Source organism: Dactylosporangium thailandense, assembly GCF_059739745.1.
Window position 1 is genome coordinate 3,538,111 of record NZ_AP029195.1, and the last position, 17,971, is coordinate 3,556,081.

The following is a 17,971-nucleotide window of genomic DNA, read 5'->3' on the forward strand; positions in this document are numbered from 1 at the left end:
CCCTACGCCTCGGCGGCCTCGGCAGCCGCATCGGCCGGCCCGGCGGGCGTGAGCGCGCGGATGCGCACCAGCACCTCGTCGACCTGCTTGATGCGGGCGCGGAGCCCTTCCCGTTCGGTGTTCAGCGCACCCTTGCGCTTGGCGCGCTCGGCCTTGTCCTCGGCCAGCGACTTGTCGATGTTCGCGATGTGGGCGTCGAGCTGCTTGAGCCGCCGCTCGATCGCCTCGTCGAGGGCGAGGGTCAGCGCGTACTGCAGGTCGGTGAACCGGTTCATGATCTCGTCCGACAGGGCGGCGCGGGCCTCGCCGAGGACCTCCCGCAGCCAGGTGCGGGCCTGGACCTTGTCGGCCATGCTCTTGCGCTTGAAGATCATGTAGGCGCCGGCGGCGAGGCCGAGGCCGACACCGACGACGGGCAGGACGAGCCCGGCCCCGGCCAGGCCGATCGCGCCGAGCGCGCTCGCGCCGCCGATCATGCCGGGGACGCGGGCGGCCATCATCGCCATACCGGCCGAGGACATGACGACCATCGCGCCTTCGCCGGACTGCTCGCGGCGCGGCTTGGTGCCCAGGGCGTGCCGCAGCCGCGCGTTGAGCCCGCGCAGCACGTGCTGCAGCTCGTTGGGGTGGAACACCTGCGCCAGGACGCGCTCGCCGACCTTGCGGAAGCGGAACTCGAGGTCGTGCGACAGCCGGACGCTCAGCGCGTACAGCGCCTTGTCCACCTCGGCGGGCAGCTCCTGCATGTCGCCGCGGCCGCCCTTGTCGATCTTCTCCATGAACTGTTCCTGCAGCTGCGTGATGTAGTTCCGCAGCCGCGAGGTGGCCTCGACGCGGGCCCGCTGGGTCTCCGTGGACAGCGCCAGGGACCACTGCCGCGACTCGGTGCGCTTGCGGGTGGCGACCTGCGCGCGCTCCTCCTTGGCCCGCTCGAAGTCGGCCGGGTCCGGGTCGGTGGCCTTCATCCGGTCGCCCAGCTCCTGGTCGAAGCGGATGTACTCCGAGCGGATGCTGCGCAGCACGTTGGCCTGCTGCAGCAGGTGGCCCTTGGAGGCCAGGTCGATCAGGGCGTGCTGGAGCTCGGCGATGCGCGACTCGCGGATCAGCTCGCCCGCGGCGTCCTTGGGCATCTGCATCGCCAGCTCGGCCAGCCGCGCCGACACCGGATACCACGGCGCGGAGGCGAACCGGGGCGCGTGGGTCTGCAGCTGTCCCTTGTTGTCGTCGAGGATCTTGCGCCAGCCGGGGTAGGCGTCGACCTTCGTCAGCGCGAACAGCACGAAGTTGACCTTCTTACTGGCCTCGATGAGGAAGTTCATCTCCGGCTTGGAGAACGGGCTGGAGGAGTCCACGACGAACAGCAGCGCCGTGGCCTTCTCGACCGCGTCCATGGCGACCTCGGCGTGCATCGAGTCGAGGCCGCCGGTGCCGGGCGTGTCGATGAGCGTCAGGTACTGCAGCAGCGGCGCGGAGTGCTGGATCTCGATGCGCCGCGGCGGGCGCATCCCGTCCGGCAGCCGGCCCATCACGGTGCCCCAGTCGCGCAGGTCGCCCAGGCCGATCGGCACCGGGTCCTCGCGGCCGGGAATGTAGGCGCGGGCGCCGTGCTGCGCGTTGTGCATGAACTCGAGGTAGGACGCGGTGGCCACGGCGGCGTCGACCGGGGACAGGTTCGGCACGCCGATGAGCATGTTCGTCAGCGAGCTCTTGCCGCGCTTGGTCTCGCCGACCACGACGATCTTCGGCCGCTGCACGTCGCGGCGGCGCTCGGTGTCGATGTCGGCGGCCGCGTCCGGGTCGATCTTGCGCAGGTAGGCGAGGCTGCCCTCGACGCCGGCCTTGAGCAGCTTGCCCAGCGCCGCGGTCTGGTCGGCGGGCTTCTTCGGCGCCGCGCCGGCGGGTGCGTTGGGGGTCTGGGTCATCGTGGCTGCTCTCTGCGCGGCTGCTGCGTGGTGTGCTGACTGGGCTGCGGAACGGTCGGGTGCGCCCCGGTCGGACCGCCGGCCGTGGTGGCGCGGCCGACCGTCGGGTGGGCCCCGGTGGCGCCGCCGGCGCTGCGGCCCGACTGGTACACGGTGACGATCGGGGCCCGCAGGACCCGCCCGTCGCGGTCGACGTAGCCGGGGACCTCGACGCCGGAGATCTGCCCGCTGAGGTTCGGGTCGTTCGTCGGGGTGGTGCCGCCGGCCTCGTGGTGGGCCGGGTCGAACCGCACCCCGGTCGGCTCCAGGACGGTGACGCCGGCCTCGTGCAGCGCGGCGCCGAGCCGGTCGCCGAGGGCCTTGCTGGTGACCCGGTCCCGCACGTAGATGGTGGCCTGCACCAGCGCCCGCCGGTCGGCGTCGGACTGCCCGCCGCCGCGCCCGGGCGGCGCCGACACCGGGGCGGTGGCCCCGCCGGACCCGCGGGAGGACAGCAGGAGCAGCAGGAGCAGGGCCGCGCCGACGAACAGGGTGCCGGCGAAGGCGACGAGGGCCGGCTTCAGGCCGAACGTCTCCTGCGCGGTGCACGCCTGCGTGGTGATGGACTGGGCCTGCGTCGTGTTGCCGTCGGGCTGCTGCGGGGTGGTGCCGCCGCCCTTGATCGCGTCGCCGACCGCGTCGCTGACCCCGCCGCCGCCCCCGGCTTTCTGCGGGGCGGCGGCGCCGAAGGTCTGGGCGGGGCAGTTCGGCGCGCCGCCGACCAGGCCGGTCGCCGCGCCGGTGAGCACCGCGATGACGAGCGCCACGGCGACCGCGAGCAGGCGCAGGCTGTTGGAGGACATCTTCGGCTCCTGGGGGTGGGGGCCTCGGCTATTGGCTGTGCTGACCATATTGCTGTTCCCGTGATTATCGGACATTTGCCCCTCCGCCGCGGATGCGCTGGGAGAGCAGGTAGAAGCCGCGGTGCGCGACGAGCGCGACCCGGGACTGCGACGGGCTCGCGCCGGCCACGGCGTAGGCGCGCCAGCGGGTGGCGGCGTCCAGCGCGGCGCGGACCATCGAGTCGCGGTCGGCCTGGGGCAGGTTCAGGATCCAGCTCGGGTCGTTCGACAGCGCGAGGCGCGTCAGCTCGCCCTCCATCTGGTCGGGCAGGTCGACCGCGCCGGTGGTGACGAGCTGAGCGACCTCCAGCAGCCGCAGCCGGTGCGACTCGGGCTGCTGCAGCACCCGCTCGATCGCGTCGCGCAGCAGCTCCCGGTCGTGCGGGCGCTCGGCGTGGCTGGCGATCTTCTCGAGGCTGGACAGCGCCCACCCGGCCTTGATGGCGTCGGTGCGCCACCGGAACGCGTGGTCGAGGGTCTGGCGCAGGCGCGGGAACCCGGAGGCCTGGAACAGCATCCGGACGAGCTCGCCGGTGGCCAGGGTCGGCTTGGCGACCAGCTGGGCGATGGCGAAGCTGATGCCGTAGAGGTCCAGCAGGCGCAGCAGCCGCTCACGGGACTCGCGGGTGACCGGGCACTCGCGGGTCGTGAACAGGTCGACGGAGGCCAGCAGCACGGTCCGCTCGCCCTGGGGGAGCGCGGCGAGCTGGCGCAGGGCCTCGCAGTCGGCGGCGGTGAGCCGGCCGGCCTCGGTGGTCTCGGCGAGGAGGCCTACGACCGGTACGACATCGGAGACGACCCGGCGCAGGACCTTGGACTGGTCGTTGGCCAGCGGCGCGACGATCGGCCAGGGGTCCTGCCCGCCGCCGGCGAGCTTGTCGACCTTGTTGAACAGCCCGAGGGAGTTGATCGGGTTGCTCGACAGCCGCGCGGAGATGGACCGGAACGCCTCCAGGGCCTGCACGTCGTCCTCGCGGACCGACTGCGTGAACACGTAGATGATGGCCTCGGCGCCGGACAGCGCCCCCGCGGAGTCGGAGTCCAGGTCGTCGTCGATCGGCGCCTCGGAGAACAGGAACCGGCGCGCCTGGTCGGACACGGACGTGTTGGCGCTGGACAGGCCGGGCGTGTCGACGACGGTCAGGTCGCGCAGGTGGTCGCTGGTGAGCGTGACGTCGACGTAGGCGACCTCGTGGCGGGCGACGCCGAGCCGCTGGGGGATCATGCCGGCCTCGTCGAGCGGGAGGCTGACCCGGGCGCCGTTGCGCTTGACCACGTCGACGCGGTCGGAGGTGCCGTAGCGGAACTGCGTGACGATGCGGGTGCACTCGCCGACCTCGGTCGGCGCGACCCGCCGGCCGATGAGGGCGTTGACGAGCGTGGACTTGCCGGACTTGAGACGGCCGGCGATCGCGACCCGCAGCGGCTCGCCGAGCCGCCGGCGCACGTCGACCACCTGGGCCTGGGCGGCGCCGCCGAGGCGGTTGCCGACCTCGGCGCACAGATCGCCCACGCGGGAGCTCAGGGGTCCTGGAGCCACGGGGTCAGCTCCGCTTCGACGTCGGGCACAGACTGATCACCGACTGCGCGAGGCCGGTGGGTTCAGCCACAATGCCGACGTACCCTCGGGTGTCCAAGGGGTGGACCTCGCTCATTATTCGCTCCTGGGTGCAATCAGTACCGTCATGTCACGCACGTACGGCACACACATTACGAATATCCTGCGCGCGCAGGATCCCATGTTCGTGCCAGGAATGGAGGCTTCCCGTGCCTGAGGCACCGACTGATGAGCCCGTCGCCGGCCCGGCGGCCGCGCCGGCGGTGGCGTCGGCGGTCGTGGGCCGGGCGAGCGTTCCTGCCGTGTGGCCGCCCGCCGAGCTGATCGCCGCGGCCGTGGACGCCCTGCGTAACCCGGGTCTCGTGGTCATCGCGGGCACGGCCGGCACGGGGCGCACCGGGGTCCTCAAGCGCCTCGGGGAGTCCTTCCGCGGCCCGGTGTTCAGCGGCGGCGCCCTGGCGATGCTGCGCGGCGTGCCGGCCCTGCCCCTGTCCCGGGCCGTGCGGGTGCGACTCCCGTCACACGAGGCGCCGCTGCTCGCCGAGGCCGTCCGCTCCCGCGTCCGTCACGGTCTGCTACTGCTCGACGACCTTCAGTGGGCGGATCCGCTCACGATGGCCGCCCTCCCGGCCATCGCGGAGCACTGTCGGATAGTTGTCACACTCCGTACGCCGCACCGGCTGCCGGGCGACGCCGAGCGGGCCCTGCGCGCCGCGGCCGCCCGGTCCGGCGCCTGGCTGCAGATGCCGCCGATGCCCGCCGACGCCGCGGCCGCGCTCGTGCGCCAGCTCGCCCCGTCCGCCTCGGCCGCGGTCGTCACCGACCTCGTCCGCCGCGCCGGCGGCGTCCCGCTCGCCGTGGTGGCCCTGGCCAAGCACGTCGCGCAGGGCGGCACCCCGCGCGACGGCGGCGACGGGCTCGACAAGGGCCTCGCCTACACCGTCGCCGGAGCCCTCGCCGACCTCACCCGCCCAGCCCGCACCGCGATGGCCGCCCTGGGCCTGCTCGGCCGCCCCGTCACCGCGACCGTCCTCGGCGAGGGCCTCACCGAGCTGGTCGAGGCCGGCCTCGTCGAGCTGACCGACGGTGTCGCCGCGCCCGTCTCGCCCTACACCGCCGAGGTCGCCGCCGGCCTGCTCTCCGCCGAGGAGCGCGCCGCCGTCCACCGCCGCCTCGCCACGCTCGTCCCGCCCCGCGAGGCCGCCCGGCACCTCGCCGCGGCCGGCGCCGGCCCCGAGGCCTACCAGGTCGCCGTCACCGCGGCCGCGGCCGCGGAGTCCTCCGGCGACCGGGCCGAGCTGCTCCTGCTCGCCTGCGACCTGCCCGGCGTCGAGGCCGAGCCCGAGGTCCGCATCGCCGCCGCCCGCGCCGCGCTCGCCGCCGGCCGGCCCGGCTCCTGCCTGCGGGTCATCGACCCGGCCACCACCGACCCGGTCGCGGCCGTGCTGCGCGGCGAGGCGCTGCTGCAGCAGGGCAGCGCCGTGCCCGCCGCCGCGGCCGTCGCCGCCGTCCCCGACGACGCGCCGGCCGAGGTCGTCGGCGGCCGGGACCGCATCCGGCTGCTGTCCATGCTCACCACCGACCCCGGCGGCGCCCTGGCCCGGGCCGAGGAGCTGCTGCGGGTCCACGGCGAGGCGCCCGCGCACCCGGGCCTGCGCGCGGCGATCGCGGCCGTGCGCGCCGGGACCCGCCAGCCCGGCTGGGAGTACGGGCTGGCGTCCGCCGCGTCCGCCGCCGGGCAGGCCGGCGACGCCCTCGCCGCCCGCTGGTCCGCGTGGCTGCTCGTGGAGACCCTCACCGCCGACGCCCGCCTCGCCGAGGCCTCCCAGGCCGCCGCGGCCGCGGCCGCCGCCTGCGCCGGGGACCTCGCCTACAGCTGGCAGACCCGGTTCCTGGCCGCCCAGCTGTGGTGCGACGCCCTGCGCGGCGACGGCATCGACGAGGTCGTGCGCCGGGCCGGGGACCTCGCCGACCGGACCCTGCCCGCCCTGGCCCGCGGCTACGCCGTCGCCGCCGCGAGCCTCGCCGAGGCCGACGGCGGCCTGCTCGCCCCGGCCCGGGCCCGGCTCGAGTCGCTGCAGAACCGGCCCGCGTCCGCCGGCCCCGTCCTGGACTGGGTCACCCGCGAGGCGGCCTGGCTCGACGGCCGCCCCGACCAGGCGTTCGAGCCCGCCGACGCGACCGTGTCCACGCCGCTCGTCGACGGGCTGCGGCGCATCACCGCCCGCTGGGCCGCCTACGACGCCGGGACCTCGTTCAGCGGCGCCGACGACACCATGCCCCTCACGCCGGTGCAGGTGACGCTGGAGGCGTGGAAGGCCCCGGTGCGCTTCGCCGAGGCCGCGGCCGCCTGGCACGAGCTCGCCCGCCGCGAGGAGGTCCGGTGCCTGCTGGCCCAGGGGCTGCTCGAGGAGGGCGCCGATCTGGCCGTGCCGCCGTTGCTCGAGGCCGAGCGCCTGGCCGAGGAGGCCGGGCTCGTCGTGCTGCTCGGACGGGCCCGCCGGGCGCTGCGGCGGCACTCGATCCGCCGCGACACCCGCGGCCGCCGGGCCGGCGACGACCTCACCGACCGCGAGCGGGACGTGCTGCGCCTCGTGGCCAACGGGGAGCCGACACGCCGGATCGCGGGGCAGCTGGGCATCTCCCGGGAGACCGTGGAGACGCACATCCGCTCGGGGATGCGCAAGCTCGGCGCCAAGACCCGCACCGAGGCCGCGGCGCTGGCCATCGAGGAGCTCGCTCAGTGAGCCCCGGTTCCGACCCTTCCCGCGCGCCGGTGTTTGACGGGCCCCGCGGGCGGGCATCCTTCACCTCCCCGGCCTCGGCATTGAGAGGCGTGGATGAGTAACGCGATGGTCTTGTGCGAGGCGGCCCCTTCATCGCATGGTGGGCGCATGTCTTCTCCTGTGGGCCGCTGATGGCGGGAGATCCGGCACTCGCACCGCGGTACGTCGTGGCGAACGGCGCCGACGCCACCGCCGTGCTGCGCAGACTCGCCCGGGCGGGCTGGACCACCCGCGAGGGCTTCGCCCTGACCGACCAGGCCTGGGACGTGTCCGACGCACGCCTGGCGCTCTTCGGCCGGGTCGCCGACGCCGACACCGCCGAGCTCGCCCTCCTCGCCGCGGCCCGCGGCGCGGGGATCGTCGCGATCAGCGACACCGCCGCCGAGATCGGCCGGGCGCTGCTCGCCGACCTGGCCCGCATCGGCCCGGTCACCACCGACCCCGACGCCGAACTCGGCACCGAGCCGGCCGACGAGGCCGGGGGACCGGTGCTCGCCCCGGAGCAGCGCGCCCTGCTGGAACGGCTCGCCGGCGGCGAGACGATCGCGGCCGCGGCGGCGGCCGAGTTCCTGTCGCTGCGCACCGCGAACCGGCGCATCGCCGAGGCCCGCGAGGTCCTGGGCGTGCGCACCACCCGCGAGGCCGTCCTCGCCTACCTGCGTATGCGCCGCGAAGGCGCCTGACCCGCTCCGGCGCCGCTGACCCGGGAGCCCGCGGCCGGCGGCGTGTGCCCCCGCAGCCGCGGTACAGCATCGCTTGGCCGCGTCGGTCCCGGAGCCCGCCGCGTCCGAGCCCGCGCGGGCCGGAAGGGCCTACCCCTGCCGGACCCGGGCCGCCTCCCGGGTCAGATGGTCCCGCTCGGGCACGCTCGTCGCCTCCTGGGCCGCCGCGGCGTACAGCTCCGCGGCGAGCCCACGGTCGCCGGCGCGCTCGTGCAGGTACGCCTGCACGGCCTTGAACCTCGGCAGGCCCGCGTCGAGCCCGCCGAGCGCCGCCAGCCCCGCCCGGGCACCATCGGCCTCGCCGACCGCCACCGCCCGGTTGAGCCGCACGACCGGGCTGTCGCCCGTGAGCCGCAGCAGCTCGTCGTACCACTCGACGATCTGCACCCAGTCCGTCTCGGCCGCGCTCGGGGCGTCGGCGTGCAGGGCGGCGATCGCGGCCTGCGCCTGGTACTCGCCCAGCCGGTCCGTGGCCAGGGCCGTCTGCAGCACCGCCACCCCCTCGGCGATCAGCCCCGTGTCCCACCGCGACCGGTCCTGCTCGGCCAGCGGCACCAGCCTCCCGCCAGGCCCCGTCCGCGAGGCCCGCCGGGCGTGGTGCAGCAGCATCAGCGCCAGCAGCCCGGCGACCTCCGGCTCCGCGGCCAGCGCCGCGAGCTGACGGGTCAGCCTGATCGCCTCCGCCGCCAGGTCGACGTCGCCGCTGTACCCCTCGTTGAACACCAGGTACAACACGCGCAGCACCGTGCCCAGGTCGCCGGGGCGGTCCAGCGGCAGCCCGGCGAGCCGCCGCTTCGCCCGGCTGATCCGCTGGGCCATCGTCGCCTCCGGCACCAGGTACGCGGCCGCGATCTGCCGGGTCGTCAGCCCGCCGACGGCCCGCAGCGTCAACGCCACCGCCGCGGCGGCGGGCAGCACCGGGTTCGCGCACAGGAAGTACAGCCGCAGCGTGTCGTCGGTGCCCGCGACCGGCCCGGCGGGCGGCTCCGCGTCGACGGCCGCCTCCCGCCCCCGCCGCGACGCCTCGGACCGGGCCGCGTCGAGGAACCGGTGCCACGCCGCGGTGACGAGCCACGCCTTCGGGTCCCGCGGCGGATCGTCCGGCCAGGTGCTGATCGCCCGGATGAGCGCCTCCTGCACCGCGTCCTCGGCGGAGGCGAAGTCGGCACCGCGCCGTACGAGCACCGCGATGACCGTCGGCACCAGCTCACGCAGCAGCGCCTCGTCCACGATGCCCGTCCTTTCCGTCATGCTCCCGCGCCCTGTCTCCCTGCCGTCTTCCTCGCCGCCGAACAGCGCGCCGGAGGCGAGCGCATGCGTGCTCGAGGTCGGCTCCCGGCCCGATCCGGCCGGTGTCCTTCAGCCGGTGTGTCTTCAGCCGGTGGACGGGCCGAAGTCGGACAGCACCGGCCGCACCTCGAGCCACTCGTGCAGCGGCTTGCCGCCCGGCCCGGGCGACGCCGAGAGCTCCCCGGCCACCTCCACCGCCCGCTCCCACGAGTCCACGTCGATCATCATCCAGCCGGCGATGAGATCCTTCGTCTCCGCGAACGGCCCGTCGGTGACCGGTGGTTTGCCCTCCCCGTCGTACCGCACGAACGCGCCCCCGGGCTGCAGTGCCTGCCCGTTGACGAACTCGCCCGACTCCTGCAGCCGGTTCGCGAGGCCGACCATGTACTGCACGTGCGCGTCGACCTCCTCGGGCGTCCACCGGTCCATCGGCGCGTAGTCCACGACCCGCTCGGGGCCGCCGCGGTAGTGCTTGAGCAGCAGATACTTCATGTCTGTCCCATTCCTTCTCGCTCGTCGGACACCCCGGGGACGGAGCCGGCACCAGGTTCTCGACATCCGCGCGGACTTTCTCCCCGGATGCTGGTGCCTCAGCCGATCGGGCGAGTGCCGGCGGGCCGGTGCCGCCGCTGGAGGGTCAGGGGCCGCACCGGGTCGACGTAGCGGGGCAGACGCGGCTCGTCGGCCCGCAGCGGCCGCAGCTCGTCGGTGATCGCGTCGATGATCCGGTCGGTGGCGCGCTGGGCCGCTCCGGGCGCGGCCGGGTCGATCCCGGACAGGTCCACGACCGCGCCGAAGTGCACCCGCACGACCGGCCGGCGCACCAGCGCCCGGGACAGGGCCCGGACCGTCGGCCCGAACCCGCCCCACGCCGCGACCTCGTGCGCCCCCCACTGCGCCACGGCGACGACCGGCGCCCCGGTCGCGAGCGCCACCCGGGCCAGCCCCGTCTTCCCGCGCTCCGGCCACATCCCGGGGTCGAGGGTGATGCGGCCCTCCGGGTATCCGAGGACGTGCGACCCGGCGGCGAGGGCCCGCGTCACGTCGTCGACGGCGGCGGCGACGTTCGCCTGCCGCCGGTTGATGCGGATGTGCCCGGACGCGCGCATCACCGACCCGACGACCGGCGCCCGGAACAGCCCGCCGGTCGCCATGAGCCGCGGTGCGATCCGAGCGGCGCGGCACGCGGCGGTGATCGCGACGGGGTCGAACGGGCCGATGTGGTTCACGGCGAGGATGACCGGGCCGCCGCGCAGTTCGGGCGGGAGCCCGCCGGTGACCCGCAGCCGGGCCACGGGGGCGACGACGATCCGGGCGAGGACGAGCAGCACGCGCCACAGCCACGGCGCCTGCCACGGCCGGACCGCCACGGCGGTCGCGAAGTCGGCAGGCCCGGCGGCGGCGTCGCCTCGGACAGTGCCCACGTCTCCCGTGGTGTCAGAGGCCGTGTCACCCGACGCCGCGGACGAGCCGGGGCGGTCCGCCGCCACCACGGCGGTCGCGCCGTCGCCCCGGACGGCGTCCGCGCCCACCGCAGCAGTGGCGGGTCCGGTGTCCGGGGCCGCGTCACCCGGCGCCGTCTCCACCAGGGAGGTCGCGGTATCGGCCGGTGCAGCTGGCTCCCCGTCGCTCACGTGCTCATATCCGTTCCTGCCGCAGGTGGTTGTGTCGATCCCGGACACGGTAGCGCTGTGCCCGGGCGGCGCAACCATCCCGTCGGCAGATGTGCAGATCGGCCCCGGTCGCCGAGGCGCAGCCGGGACCGATCGCGGACGTCGAAAGCAGGGAGCCGAACCAGGCGGCGGCTACTCGGCCTCGCGCAGCTCGGCGAGCCGCGCCTCGATCTCCGCCAGCTCGGCCCGCAGCCGCTCCGCCTGGGTCTCGGCCTCCGCCCGGGCCGCCGACACGATCTCCTCGACCGCCTCGTGCACGCCCGGCACGTCCAGCATCGCGACCATCTTCAGCGCCTCGCCGGCCTTGATGACGTAGGGCTTGGCGAGGGCCTTCGCGCCCTGGTTCGCCGCGACCGTCCACTCGCCGTCGGCGTAGGAGAGGGTCACGGTCAGCCCGGGTGCGGGCTTCGGCTTCGGGGCGGCCTTCTTCGCGGCCGGCTTCCCGGGCGTGTTCTTCGCCCCGGAACCCGACGAATCGGACGAATCGGCGCTCGGGGCCTGGGGCGTCGCGGCCGCCGGCGGGGCGGGACTCGGGTCGGCGGCCGGGGCGGGAGCCGGGGAACCGGGGGAGTCCGGCGCCTCGGTCGTGGCGGGGGAGTCGGCTACGGAAGGGGCTGGCACGGGGCTCTCCTCACGAGGTGCGGGAACGGCGGGGGCGCGCTTGGCCGGTGGGGCCTTCGGCGCGATCGCCAGGTCGGCGGGGGAGAAGGGCAGCTCGTCGCGGCCGAACCGGACCACGACCCACTCGTCGGACAGCTCCGGGTCCGTCAGCGCGACGACCTGGCCCAGCTGCCCGGCGATCTGCCCGGCCTGCTCGGTGAACACGACCTTCGGTTTCCGGCCGGCCGCGAGGGTGTCCCGGATCTGCTCCAGATCCACCGTCGACAAGCCCGTGACCGCGGTCCGCGCGGCAACCATCGCACCCTCCCCAACCCGTCTATCGAACATGTGTCGGAACAGTCATACCAGCCACCTATGACATTTTCCGAGCGCGACACACCGTACGACAGGGTTCGGCGGCACCCGTCAGGGGAGTTCGTCGATCTCCGCCTGCGGGTCGAGGGTGCGCAGGACGTCGGCGCGGTCCGTCACGATCGCCCAGCCCGGCCGTGCCTGGGCCCGGCGGACCACGTGCGCGGCCGCGACCGTCGCCGGTCCGCCCTCGCCGGCGAACAGCGCGCCGGAGTCGACCGCGTCCGCCGCGGTGAGGGCGTCGACGACCACCACCGGCAGCGACAGCAGTACCTTCAGCACGTCGTAGTCCTTCGGCGACGTCTGCGCCCACGCCTCGGCCAGCGCCGCCGCCGGCACCGCCAGCACGACACCCTGGTCGACGGCGTGCCACACGATCGCCGAGCTGTACGGCTTGCCGGCCACGAACCCGAGGATCGCGGAGCTGTCGAGGATCCGCCCACCGACCGCGGTCACGACACCGTCCCGCCCGTGGGCGCCACCCCCAGCACCTCACGCGCCCACGCGTGGTGCTCCGGGTCCATCCGCACGCCCCGCTGCGCGTACAGCTCGTTGAGGGTCAGCAGCGCCCGGTCCCGGGCCAGCCGGTCCCGCACCGCCTCGGCGACATACGCCGACACCGACTCGGCGCCGCCGGAGTCCACGAACCGCCGAACGGCCGCGGCGTCATCGGCGGGCATGGTCACCGTTACCCGCTCTTTGCGCATCTCACGCATACGCACAGGGTATCGCCCGCATACGTCGATCACCTAGCGTGTCATCACCCGAAAGGGTGGGTTCTCGTGCTCACCTGCGAGCTTCGGGCCCGAACGCCCGAGGTTCCGCGACCGTCCGTGACGAATCCGGTCGCCCGACCACGGCGGACGGTGAGGCCACTGTCCGTTCACAGTGAAGTTGAGCCTTGTACCCGGTTCTACCCTCGGCCGGTGAGCTTCAGTGCGTTCGCCAACCACGTCCGCAACCCGGCGCTGCCGCACCGGGGACGGGTTTCCGCGCTGCGCTCGTGCGTGCAGTTGTACCGTCCAATCGGATTCGAGGCGACGCTCAGTTTCCTCGGCGAGTTGGCCGGACCGTTCCGACGTGACGACGGAGCGCTCCTGCGCGCGCTCGATCATCTCGAGGCCAGCCGCAGCCTCTGGCATGACCATCTGCGGAGGTATGCCGCCGAGCGCCGCACGGCGAAACGGCTCGGCCACCGGACACCCCGGCCCGGTGACGCGAACCCTAACCTCGGTCCATCGATCTGGTACGGCGCTCCGCAGCACGCGGCGCTGCACGCGTTGACCTATTGGCGCCGGAGCAGGCTTTCCCGACTGCTCGCGTGGGACGATCCCGGCGCGCGCGAGATCGACGTCGCCGTGTCCGCCTGCCTGGCAAGTCGCGGTCCGCTGTCGGATGAGCAGCACTGCCGGCTCCACGACACGGCCCAACAGCTACGGCGTCGCATCAGCGGAGGTCTCTACGACGAAGACGCCGTGGCGTACTTCCGCGCGAGGGATCTGCTACGCGTCGCCGCGCTCGTCACCAGCGCGGCGATCCCGGAGTCCGCCGCAGGGGTCGAGCATCAGTCGACGACGGCGGCGGGCGGATCGAGATAGCCACGTTCTTCTCCGCCCGCCGCCGCTCGACCATCCAGTTCCGCAAGGGCGCGCTGGTGGCCGGGTCGCCGTTGGTGATGCCGTTGCGACCCACCTGTTGCGGCAAGAGCCGCCAGCCAGCCGGGATCGCCGGGCGCCGCCAGAACGGCGAAGCGAGGACGCTCAGGACGCCGACGACTCGGTCGGACCCCGGGCAACGGCGGACGGTGAGGCCACGGGAGTAACGGTCCGGACCACTGCGGACGCCGCGGTAGCTCTGATCGACGAATGTTCGATAATGCACATTATGTCAACCTAACGGGGTTCAGATCGCCGGGCGGTAGAAGAACGTCCGGCGGCGGGCGATGCGCCCGGCGCGGAACTCGTACCAGTCCGCGAAGATCTCGTTCAGCGGCACGCCCGCGTGCGACATGCCGTCGAAGCGGCCCCAGCAGAACCCCTGCCCGTCCACGGACACGCACCGGTCCACCTGGTGACGGCCGGCGGAGACGATGCACCGCCGGCGGTAGAAGCCGACGAACGCCTCGGCGCCCTCGATCGGCGGGCAGCCGGGCCGGTGGTAGACGACGTCGTCGGTGACCATCTCGGACAGCCCCGCCCAGTCGCGTCGGTCGATGACGGTGAGCAGGTTGGCAATCAGCGCCGGCGCGTCGCCCATGCATCCATCACACGGCGCCGCACCGGGCGGGTCAACGCCCTGCCGGACGATGTTTCGACCCGGAAACGGGACCGTAACCGGGCCCGCGGGGCGCAGACTGGTGTGCGGGATGCGCCGGCCGTCGGCGTGCCGGCGCATCCGTCTGCGTTCAGACGGTGACGTCGACGTGGTTGCCGTCGTCGGCGGGCTTGGCCTGGCCGACCTCCTGGTCCGGCTGAGCGGCGGTGCGGGAGGCGGCGAACGCCATGATGAACGACCACGGGGGCACGGCGGCGGACGCGTTCGTGACGGCACCCGTCGGCGACAGGTGGTAGCCGGTGGCGCCGGCGATGGCGGCGCGGTCGCCCGGGGTGAGCTTGCTCAGCACCTGCTGCGAGGCGGGCAGGCCACCCTTCGGCGGAGGTGCGGGCGCCTCCACGGCGGCGTTCGTCGCCGCGCCCGGCACCGGTTTCGGTGGTGCCGGCGGTTGGGCGGCGGCCGGCGTACCGGCCGTCAGCTGTCTGATCTCCATCATGGCCTCCCGAAGCGTCCGTGCTCCAAGCTGATCCTCGCGTACATCACAGCATTTCCGCAGGTGAACCGGCAGCCAGGTGGTCGGCGCGGACACTTTGGGCCGAACGGACGACGCGAGTCCCAGGCGTCGCGGCGATCTCTCTAGACTCGGTGGGTGGATGCACCTGACGTCGCCGGGACGGCCGCGGCGCTGCGCGAGCACCGGCCGTCGCTCGTCGCCGCTTTCCTGGCATCGGTACCGTCGGCCAGAGCCGCGATCCTCACCCGCCTCTGGGGCGCGTTGTGGCGCGAGCAGGTGCTCGACCCGCGGCGTCTCGGCGGTCCTCCCCCGCCGGTGTTCGGCCCGCCGGTCCGTTCGGTGCTCGTCGACGGCCGGGCGTTCGACGACCCGGGCGTGCTGGCCGCGGCGCTGGCGCTGAGCCCCGGGTTCCGGCGGGAGCTGGACAACAGCGTCGCGAACCTGGCCCTGGCGATGACCGCCCCGCCGAGCCCCTTCGGCGGGCTGACCGGCGCCGAGCAGTCCATCGTGGACGGTCACCCGCTGCATCCCTGCTGCCGCACCCGGATCGGCCTGTCCACGCTCGACGTGCTCGCCTACGCCCCGGAGCACCATCCGGACGTGCGGCTGCGGATCGTGGAGACGGACCCGGCGCGGTGGCGGACGGCGGGGGTGCCGGTGCCGCCGCGGTTCCCGGTCCATCCGTGGCAGCTGCCCCGCGCCCTCGCGTCGGGCCTGGTGCGCGACACCGGTGTCGACGTGCCGGCGCGGCCGCTGATGTCGCTGCGGACCCTGGATGTGGGCTTGGGTCATGTGAAGACGGCGGTCGAGGTGCAGATGACGAGCGCGGTGCGGACCCTGTCGGCGGCGGCGGTCCACAACGGGCCGCTGGTCTCGGACCTGCTCGCCGCCCTCGACCCCGGCATCGCGATCCTGCGGGAGGTGTCCGCGGGGACCGTCCTCGACGACGCGGGGCGGCCGCAGCGGGCGCTGGGCGCGGTGTGGCGCGACGCCCCGCCGCCGGACGCGGACGTGCTGCCCCTGGCGCTGCTCCCCCACCGCCCGGACCTGCTGACGCCCGGGTTCTTCCGGGATCTGGTCGGGTTGCTGCTCCCGCCGCTGCTCGAGCTCCTGGAGCGGGGGGTGGGTCTCGAGGCGCACGGCCAGAACACCCTCGTCGAGGTCGCCGCGGGCCGGCCGGTGCGGGTGTACTACCGCGACCTGGGCGGCATCCACGTGCACCCGGGGCGGCTGGCCCGGGCCGGGCATGCGATGCCGCCGCTGGTCGGGGCGCTGCCGACCGGCGATCCGCGGGCGTTGCGCACGAAGGTGCTCGCGTCGGCGTTCGCGACGGTGCTGTCGAGCCTGGTGGCGGCGCTCGGCGACGAGGGGCTGTGGGGGTACGTCGCCGAGGTCGCCGGGCGGTGCGTGTCGGCGGAGGACCGCCGGGCGGTGCTCGAGGAGGACTGGCCGTTGAAGGCGACGACGGCGATGCGTCTGGCCGCGGATCCGCTGGAGGACCGGTGGTGCCCGGTCCCGAACCCGCTGCGTGAGACCGTGTGTTAGACCCTGCCGAAGATGGCGGTGAGGAGGACCTCGTTGATGTCGAACGCGGTCTTCGACGTGTACAGGGTGCCGCCGGAGACGCGGGAGATCTCCTGCAGCGACGCGAGGTCGGCGTCGTTGCCGTAGCCGACGGTGACGATCGGGACCTTCTTGTCGCTGCCGGCGTTGGCCTGGAGCTTCTCGCGGAGCTGGTCGAGGTTCAGCCCGCCGGTGGAGTCGTCGTTGCGGCCGTCGGTCATGAGCACGACGAGGTTCGTGGCGCCGGGCTGGTAGGTGTCGGCGACGGCCTGCTGGGCGGCGGCCGCGGTGTCGTAGAGGCCGGTGTCGCCGGCCGCGGTGAGCTTGTCGATGGCGGTGGTCATCTGGTCGCGGCGGGGTTTGCCGGCGACCGGGTCGCCGACGCGGCCGATCGGGACGAGCTGCTTGTAGTCGGTGGTGCCGTTCTGCCTGGTGGAGAACACCCACAGGCCGGCGTCGACGTCGCCGGCGAAGAGCTGCACGGCGCTGCGGGCGGCGTCCTTGGCCAGCTGCATGCGGGTCTTGCCGGTGCCGGGGACCTGTTCGTTCATGGATCCGGAGACGTCGAGGACGAGCAGGACGTTGGTGGGGCGGGTCAGGGCGGTCCAGGTGTCCATCGACTGTTTCACCGACTCGGGCAGCAGGACGGCCCGTGGGACGGTCTTGATCCGGGCGGCGAACGTCGAGCCGGTCAGGGCGGGGCCGGCGGCGCGGTTCGGGTCGCGGAACCCGGCGTCCTGGAAGACCTTGCGGCCGTCGGGGCCGCGGGCGTACGCGAGGAAGGCTTTCGCGGTGTCCTGTTTGTCCTTCGACGACCAGGGCGCCTCGAGGATGAGGTAGGGGTTGTCGGCGTCGGCGCTGCCGTTGGAGGGGTAGACGGCGACGAGCGGGGTGTGCGGGTTGGCCTTGTTGTAGGTGAGGACGTCCTGCTCGAGGGCGGGGAACGCGGAGACGTACCGCAGGGCGGCGCCGTCGTGGTCGGCCTTGGACAGCTCGTCGAGCAGCTGGGCGGTGGTGTCGGTGTAGACGGCGCGTTCGGACTTGAGCTTGGCGAGGGTGGCCTGCTCCTCGGCGGTGACCTCGCCGTCGTCGTTGCCGTCGAGGATCGCCATGAGGGCGAGCAGCCCGGCGGTGGACTGCAGCGGGTCGGTCATGCCGAACTTGAACGCGCCCCACTCGGGTTTGTGGTACCTGGCCCAGCCCTGCGGGTCCGCCGCCACCTTGTTGATCATGTCTTGCCAGGAGATGTCGCCGTCGGGCCAGCCGAGGGCCTCGGCCATCGGCTAGGGCATGGCGAGGATCGACGGGGTCCGGGCGAGGCTGGGCTGCAGGTCGGGCATCATCCGCTCGGCGATCGGGGCGGTGGAGGCGCGCCGGACCCAGGCGGAGGAGTCGGGGACCCACACGTCGGGCGGGGTGCCGGTCTTCGCGTCCCATTCGGTGCCGAGGGCCTGGGCCATGACGGCGGTGTCGCGGGCGGTGACGGCGACGTGCGCGCACTGCCCGGCGACGGCCGGGCGGGTCGCGGACCACTTGGTGGCGAGGTCTTCCAGGAGGGTCGCGGTGGCCGGGGAGGCGGCGACGGCCGCGGTGACGGAGCCGGTGCACGTGGTCGTCGCGAGCCGGTCGTAGGCGAACCAGCCGCCGCCGGCGACGAGCGCGGCGCAGACCCCGGCGACGATCCACGGGGTCCATCGAAAGCGGTCCTGAGCTGGGCTGCGGCGGTGTGACCGCACATCTGCCCGGTCGGCCGGGTGGGCCATGGGTGTGCCTCCGGGGGTGGGAAGTCGGCATAGTGTAGGCCCTGGTCGTCGGG

The 17,971-nt window shown here is 74.2% G+C and carries 16 protein-coding genes and 1 pseudogene; 4 read left to right on the forward strand and 13 right to left on the reverse strand.

Annotated features, from left to right (window positions below; genetic code table 11):
- Positions 1 to 2: 2 nt before the first annotated feature.
- The 3 genes from AC6JBM_RS15925 to AC6JBM_RS15935 form a co-directional block, all read right to left on the reverse strand.
- Complete coding sequence (locus tag AC6JBM_RS15925) at positions 3 to 1,922, reverse strand: dynamin family protein (RefSeq protein ID WP_350618150.1); 1,920 nt, start codon at positions 1,920 to 1,922, stop codon at positions 3 to 5.
- Positions 1,919 to 2,764 (reverse strand): nucleotide exchange factor GrpE, encoded by an 846-nt coding sequence (locus AC6JBM_RS15930; protein WP_497984379.1) that lies wholly within the window; start codon positions 2,762 to 2,764, stop codon positions 1,919 to 1,921. The genes AC6JBM_RS15925 and AC6JBM_RS15930 overlap by 4 nt, the downstream gene beginning before the upstream one ends.
- 64 nt (positions 2,765 to 2,828) lie before the next feature.
- The gene (locus AC6JBM_RS15935) at positions 2,829 to 4,343 is read right to left on the reverse strand and encodes a dynamin family protein (protein WP_433072826.1); all 1,515 of its coding nucleotides are present in this window, start codon (positions 4,341 to 4,343) and stop codon (positions 2,829 to 2,831) included.
- Between the two features lie 770 nt (positions 4,344 to 5,113).
- Between AC6JBM_RS15935 and AC6JBM_RS15940 the strand changes: the two genes are divergently transcribed.
- Positions 5,114 to 7,108, forward strand: coding sequence for a LuxR C-terminal-related transcriptional regulator (locus AC6JBM_RS15940; protein WP_497984380.1), 1,995 nt, complete (start codon positions 5,114 to 5,116; stop codon positions 7,106 to 7,108).
- 170 nt (positions 7,109 to 7,278) lie between these two features.
- Positions 7,279 to 7,830, forward strand: a complete 552-nt coding sequence (locus AC6JBM_RS15945) for a LuxR family transcriptional regulator (protein WP_497984381.1) — start codon at positions 7,279 to 7,281, stop codon at positions 7,828 to 7,830.
- A 129-nt stretch (positions 7,831 to 7,959) separates the two neighbouring features.
- Here AC6JBM_RS15945 and AC6JBM_RS15950 read toward each other — a convergent pair whose 3' ends face one another.
- From AC6JBM_RS15950 to AC6JBM_RS15975, 6 genes are all read right to left on the reverse strand, one after another.
- Complete coding sequence (locus tag AC6JBM_RS15950) at positions 7,960 to 9,099, reverse strand: RNA polymerase sigma factor (protein WP_497986467.1); 1,140 nt, start codon at positions 9,097 to 9,099, stop codon at positions 7,960 to 7,962.
- Between the two features lie 144 nt (positions 9,100 to 9,243).
- Positions 9,244 to 9,651, reverse strand: coding sequence for a YciI family protein (locus AC6JBM_RS15955; protein WP_497984382.1), 408 nt, complete (start codon positions 9,649 to 9,651; stop codon positions 9,244 to 9,246).
- 98 nt (positions 9,652 to 9,749) lie between these two features.
- A complete protein-coding gene (locus AC6JBM_RS15960) occupies positions 9,750 to 10,529 on the reverse strand; it encodes a lysophospholipid acyltransferase family protein (RefSeq protein ID WP_497986468.1) in 780 nt (259 codons plus the stop codon).
- A 435-nt stretch (positions 10,530 to 10,964) separates the two neighbouring features.
- Positions 10,965 to 11,750, reverse strand: a complete 786-nt coding sequence (locus tag AC6JBM_RS15965) for a hypothetical protein (RefSeq protein ID WP_497984383.1) — start codon at positions 11,748 to 11,750, stop codon at positions 10,965 to 10,967.
- Between the two features lie 108 nt (positions 11,751 to 11,858).
- Entirely contained in the window at positions 11,859 to 12,260 is a 402-nt protein-coding gene (locus AC6JBM_RS15970; protein WP_350618136.1) for a hypothetical protein, read from the reverse strand.
- On the reverse strand, positions 12,257 to 12,520 hold the full coding sequence (locus AC6JBM_RS15975) for a ribbon-helix-helix domain-containing protein (RefSeq protein WP_350618134.1): 264 nt from the start codon (positions 12,518 to 12,520) through the stop codon (positions 12,257 to 12,259). The genes AC6JBM_RS15970 and AC6JBM_RS15975 overlap by 4 nt, the downstream gene beginning before the upstream one ends.
- Positions 12,521 to 12,730: 210 nt before the next feature.
- Between AC6JBM_RS15975 and AC6JBM_RS15980 the strand changes: the two genes are divergently transcribed.
- Complete coding sequence (locus AC6JBM_RS15980) at positions 12,731 to 13,402, forward strand: hypothetical protein (protein ID WP_497984384.1); 672 nt, start codon at positions 12,731 to 12,733, stop codon at positions 13,400 to 13,402.
- Positions 13,403 to 13,706: 304 nt separating this feature from the next.
- Here the strand turns inward: AC6JBM_RS15980 and AC6JBM_RS15985 are convergent, their stop codons facing one another.
- Both AC6JBM_RS15985 and AC6JBM_RS15990 read right to left on the reverse strand, forming a co-directional pair.
- Positions 13,707 to 14,060 (reverse strand): nuclear transport factor 2 family protein, encoded by a 354-nt coding sequence (locus AC6JBM_RS15985; RefSeq protein ID WP_350618120.1) that lies wholly within the window; start codon positions 14,058 to 14,060, stop codon positions 13,707 to 13,709.
- Between the two features lie 148 nt (positions 14,061 to 14,208).
- Positions 14,209 to 14,574 (reverse strand): hypothetical protein, encoded by a 366-nt coding sequence (locus AC6JBM_RS15990; protein WP_497984385.1) that lies wholly within the window; start codon positions 14,572 to 14,574, stop codon positions 14,209 to 14,211.
- A 153-nt stretch (positions 14,575 to 14,727) separates the two neighbouring features.
- Between AC6JBM_RS15990 and AC6JBM_RS15995 the strand changes: the two genes are divergently transcribed.
- Entirely contained in the window at positions 14,728 to 16,137 is a 1,410-nt protein-coding gene (locus tag AC6JBM_RS15995) for an IucA/IucC family protein (RefSeq protein WP_497984386.1), read from the forward strand.
- On the opposite strand, the gene AC6JBM_RS16000 is transcribed toward AC6JBM_RS15995, so the two are convergent.
- Both AC6JBM_RS16000 and AC6JBM_RS16005 read right to left on the reverse strand, forming a co-directional pair.
- Positions 16,134 to 16,772, reverse strand: coding sequence for a VWA domain-containing protein (locus tag AC6JBM_RS16000; RefSeq protein ID WP_497986469.1), 639 nt, complete (start codon positions 16,770 to 16,772; stop codon positions 16,134 to 16,136). The genes AC6JBM_RS15995 and AC6JBM_RS16000 overlap by 4 nt on opposite strands.
- Positions 16,773 to 16,889: 117 nt before the next feature.
- Positions 16,890 to 17,918, reverse strand: a pseudogene (locus AC6JBM_RS16005) (substrate-binding domain-containing protein); the annotation flags it as partial.
- Positions 17,919 to 17,971: the final 53 nt, after the last annotated feature.

Excerpts from the sequence above, each read along its gene's own strand:
- AC6JBM_RS15930 (WP_497984379.1), bottom strand. The coding sequence starts at position 2,764 with ATGTCCTCCAACAGCCTGCGCCTGCTCGCGGTCGCCGTGGCGCTCGTC.
- AC6JBM_RS15925 (WP_350618150.1), bottom strand. The coding sequence starts at position 1,922 with ATGACCCAGACCCCCAACGCACCCGCCGGCGCGGCGCCGAAGAAGCCC.
- AC6JBM_RS15985 (WP_350618120.1), bottom strand. The coding sequence starts at position 14,060 with ATGGGCGACGCGCCGGCGCTGATTGCCAACCTGCTCACCGTCATCGAC.
- AC6JBM_RS15940 (WP_497984380.1), top strand. The coding sequence starts at position 5,114 with ATGCCCGCCGACGCCGCGGCCGCGCTCGTGCGCCAGCTCGCCCCGTCC.
- AC6JBM_RS15955 (WP_497984382.1), bottom strand. The coding sequence starts at position 9,651 with ATGAAGTATCTGCTGCTCAAGCACTACCGCGGCGGCCCCGAGCGGGTC.
- AC6JBM_RS15990 (WP_497984385.1), bottom strand. The coding sequence starts at position 14,574 with ATGATGGAGATCAGACAGCTGACGGCCGGTACGCCGGCCGCCGCCCAA.
- AC6JBM_RS16000 (WP_497986469.1), bottom strand. The coding sequence starts at position 16,772 with ATGGACACCTGGACCGCCCTGACCCGCCCCACCAACGTCCTGCTCGTC.
- AC6JBM_RS15945 (WP_497984381.1), top strand. The coding sequence starts at position 7,279 with ATGGCGGGAGATCCGGCACTCGCACCGCGGTACGTCGTGGCGAACGGC.
- AC6JBM_RS15975 (WP_350618134.1), bottom strand. The coding sequence starts at position 12,520 with ATGCGTGAGATGCGCAAAGAGCGGGTAACGGTGACCATGCCCGCCGAT.
- AC6JBM_RS15965 (WP_497984383.1), bottom strand. The coding sequence starts at position 11,750 with ATGGTTGCCGCGCGGACCGCGGTCACGGGCTTGTCGACGGTGGATCTG.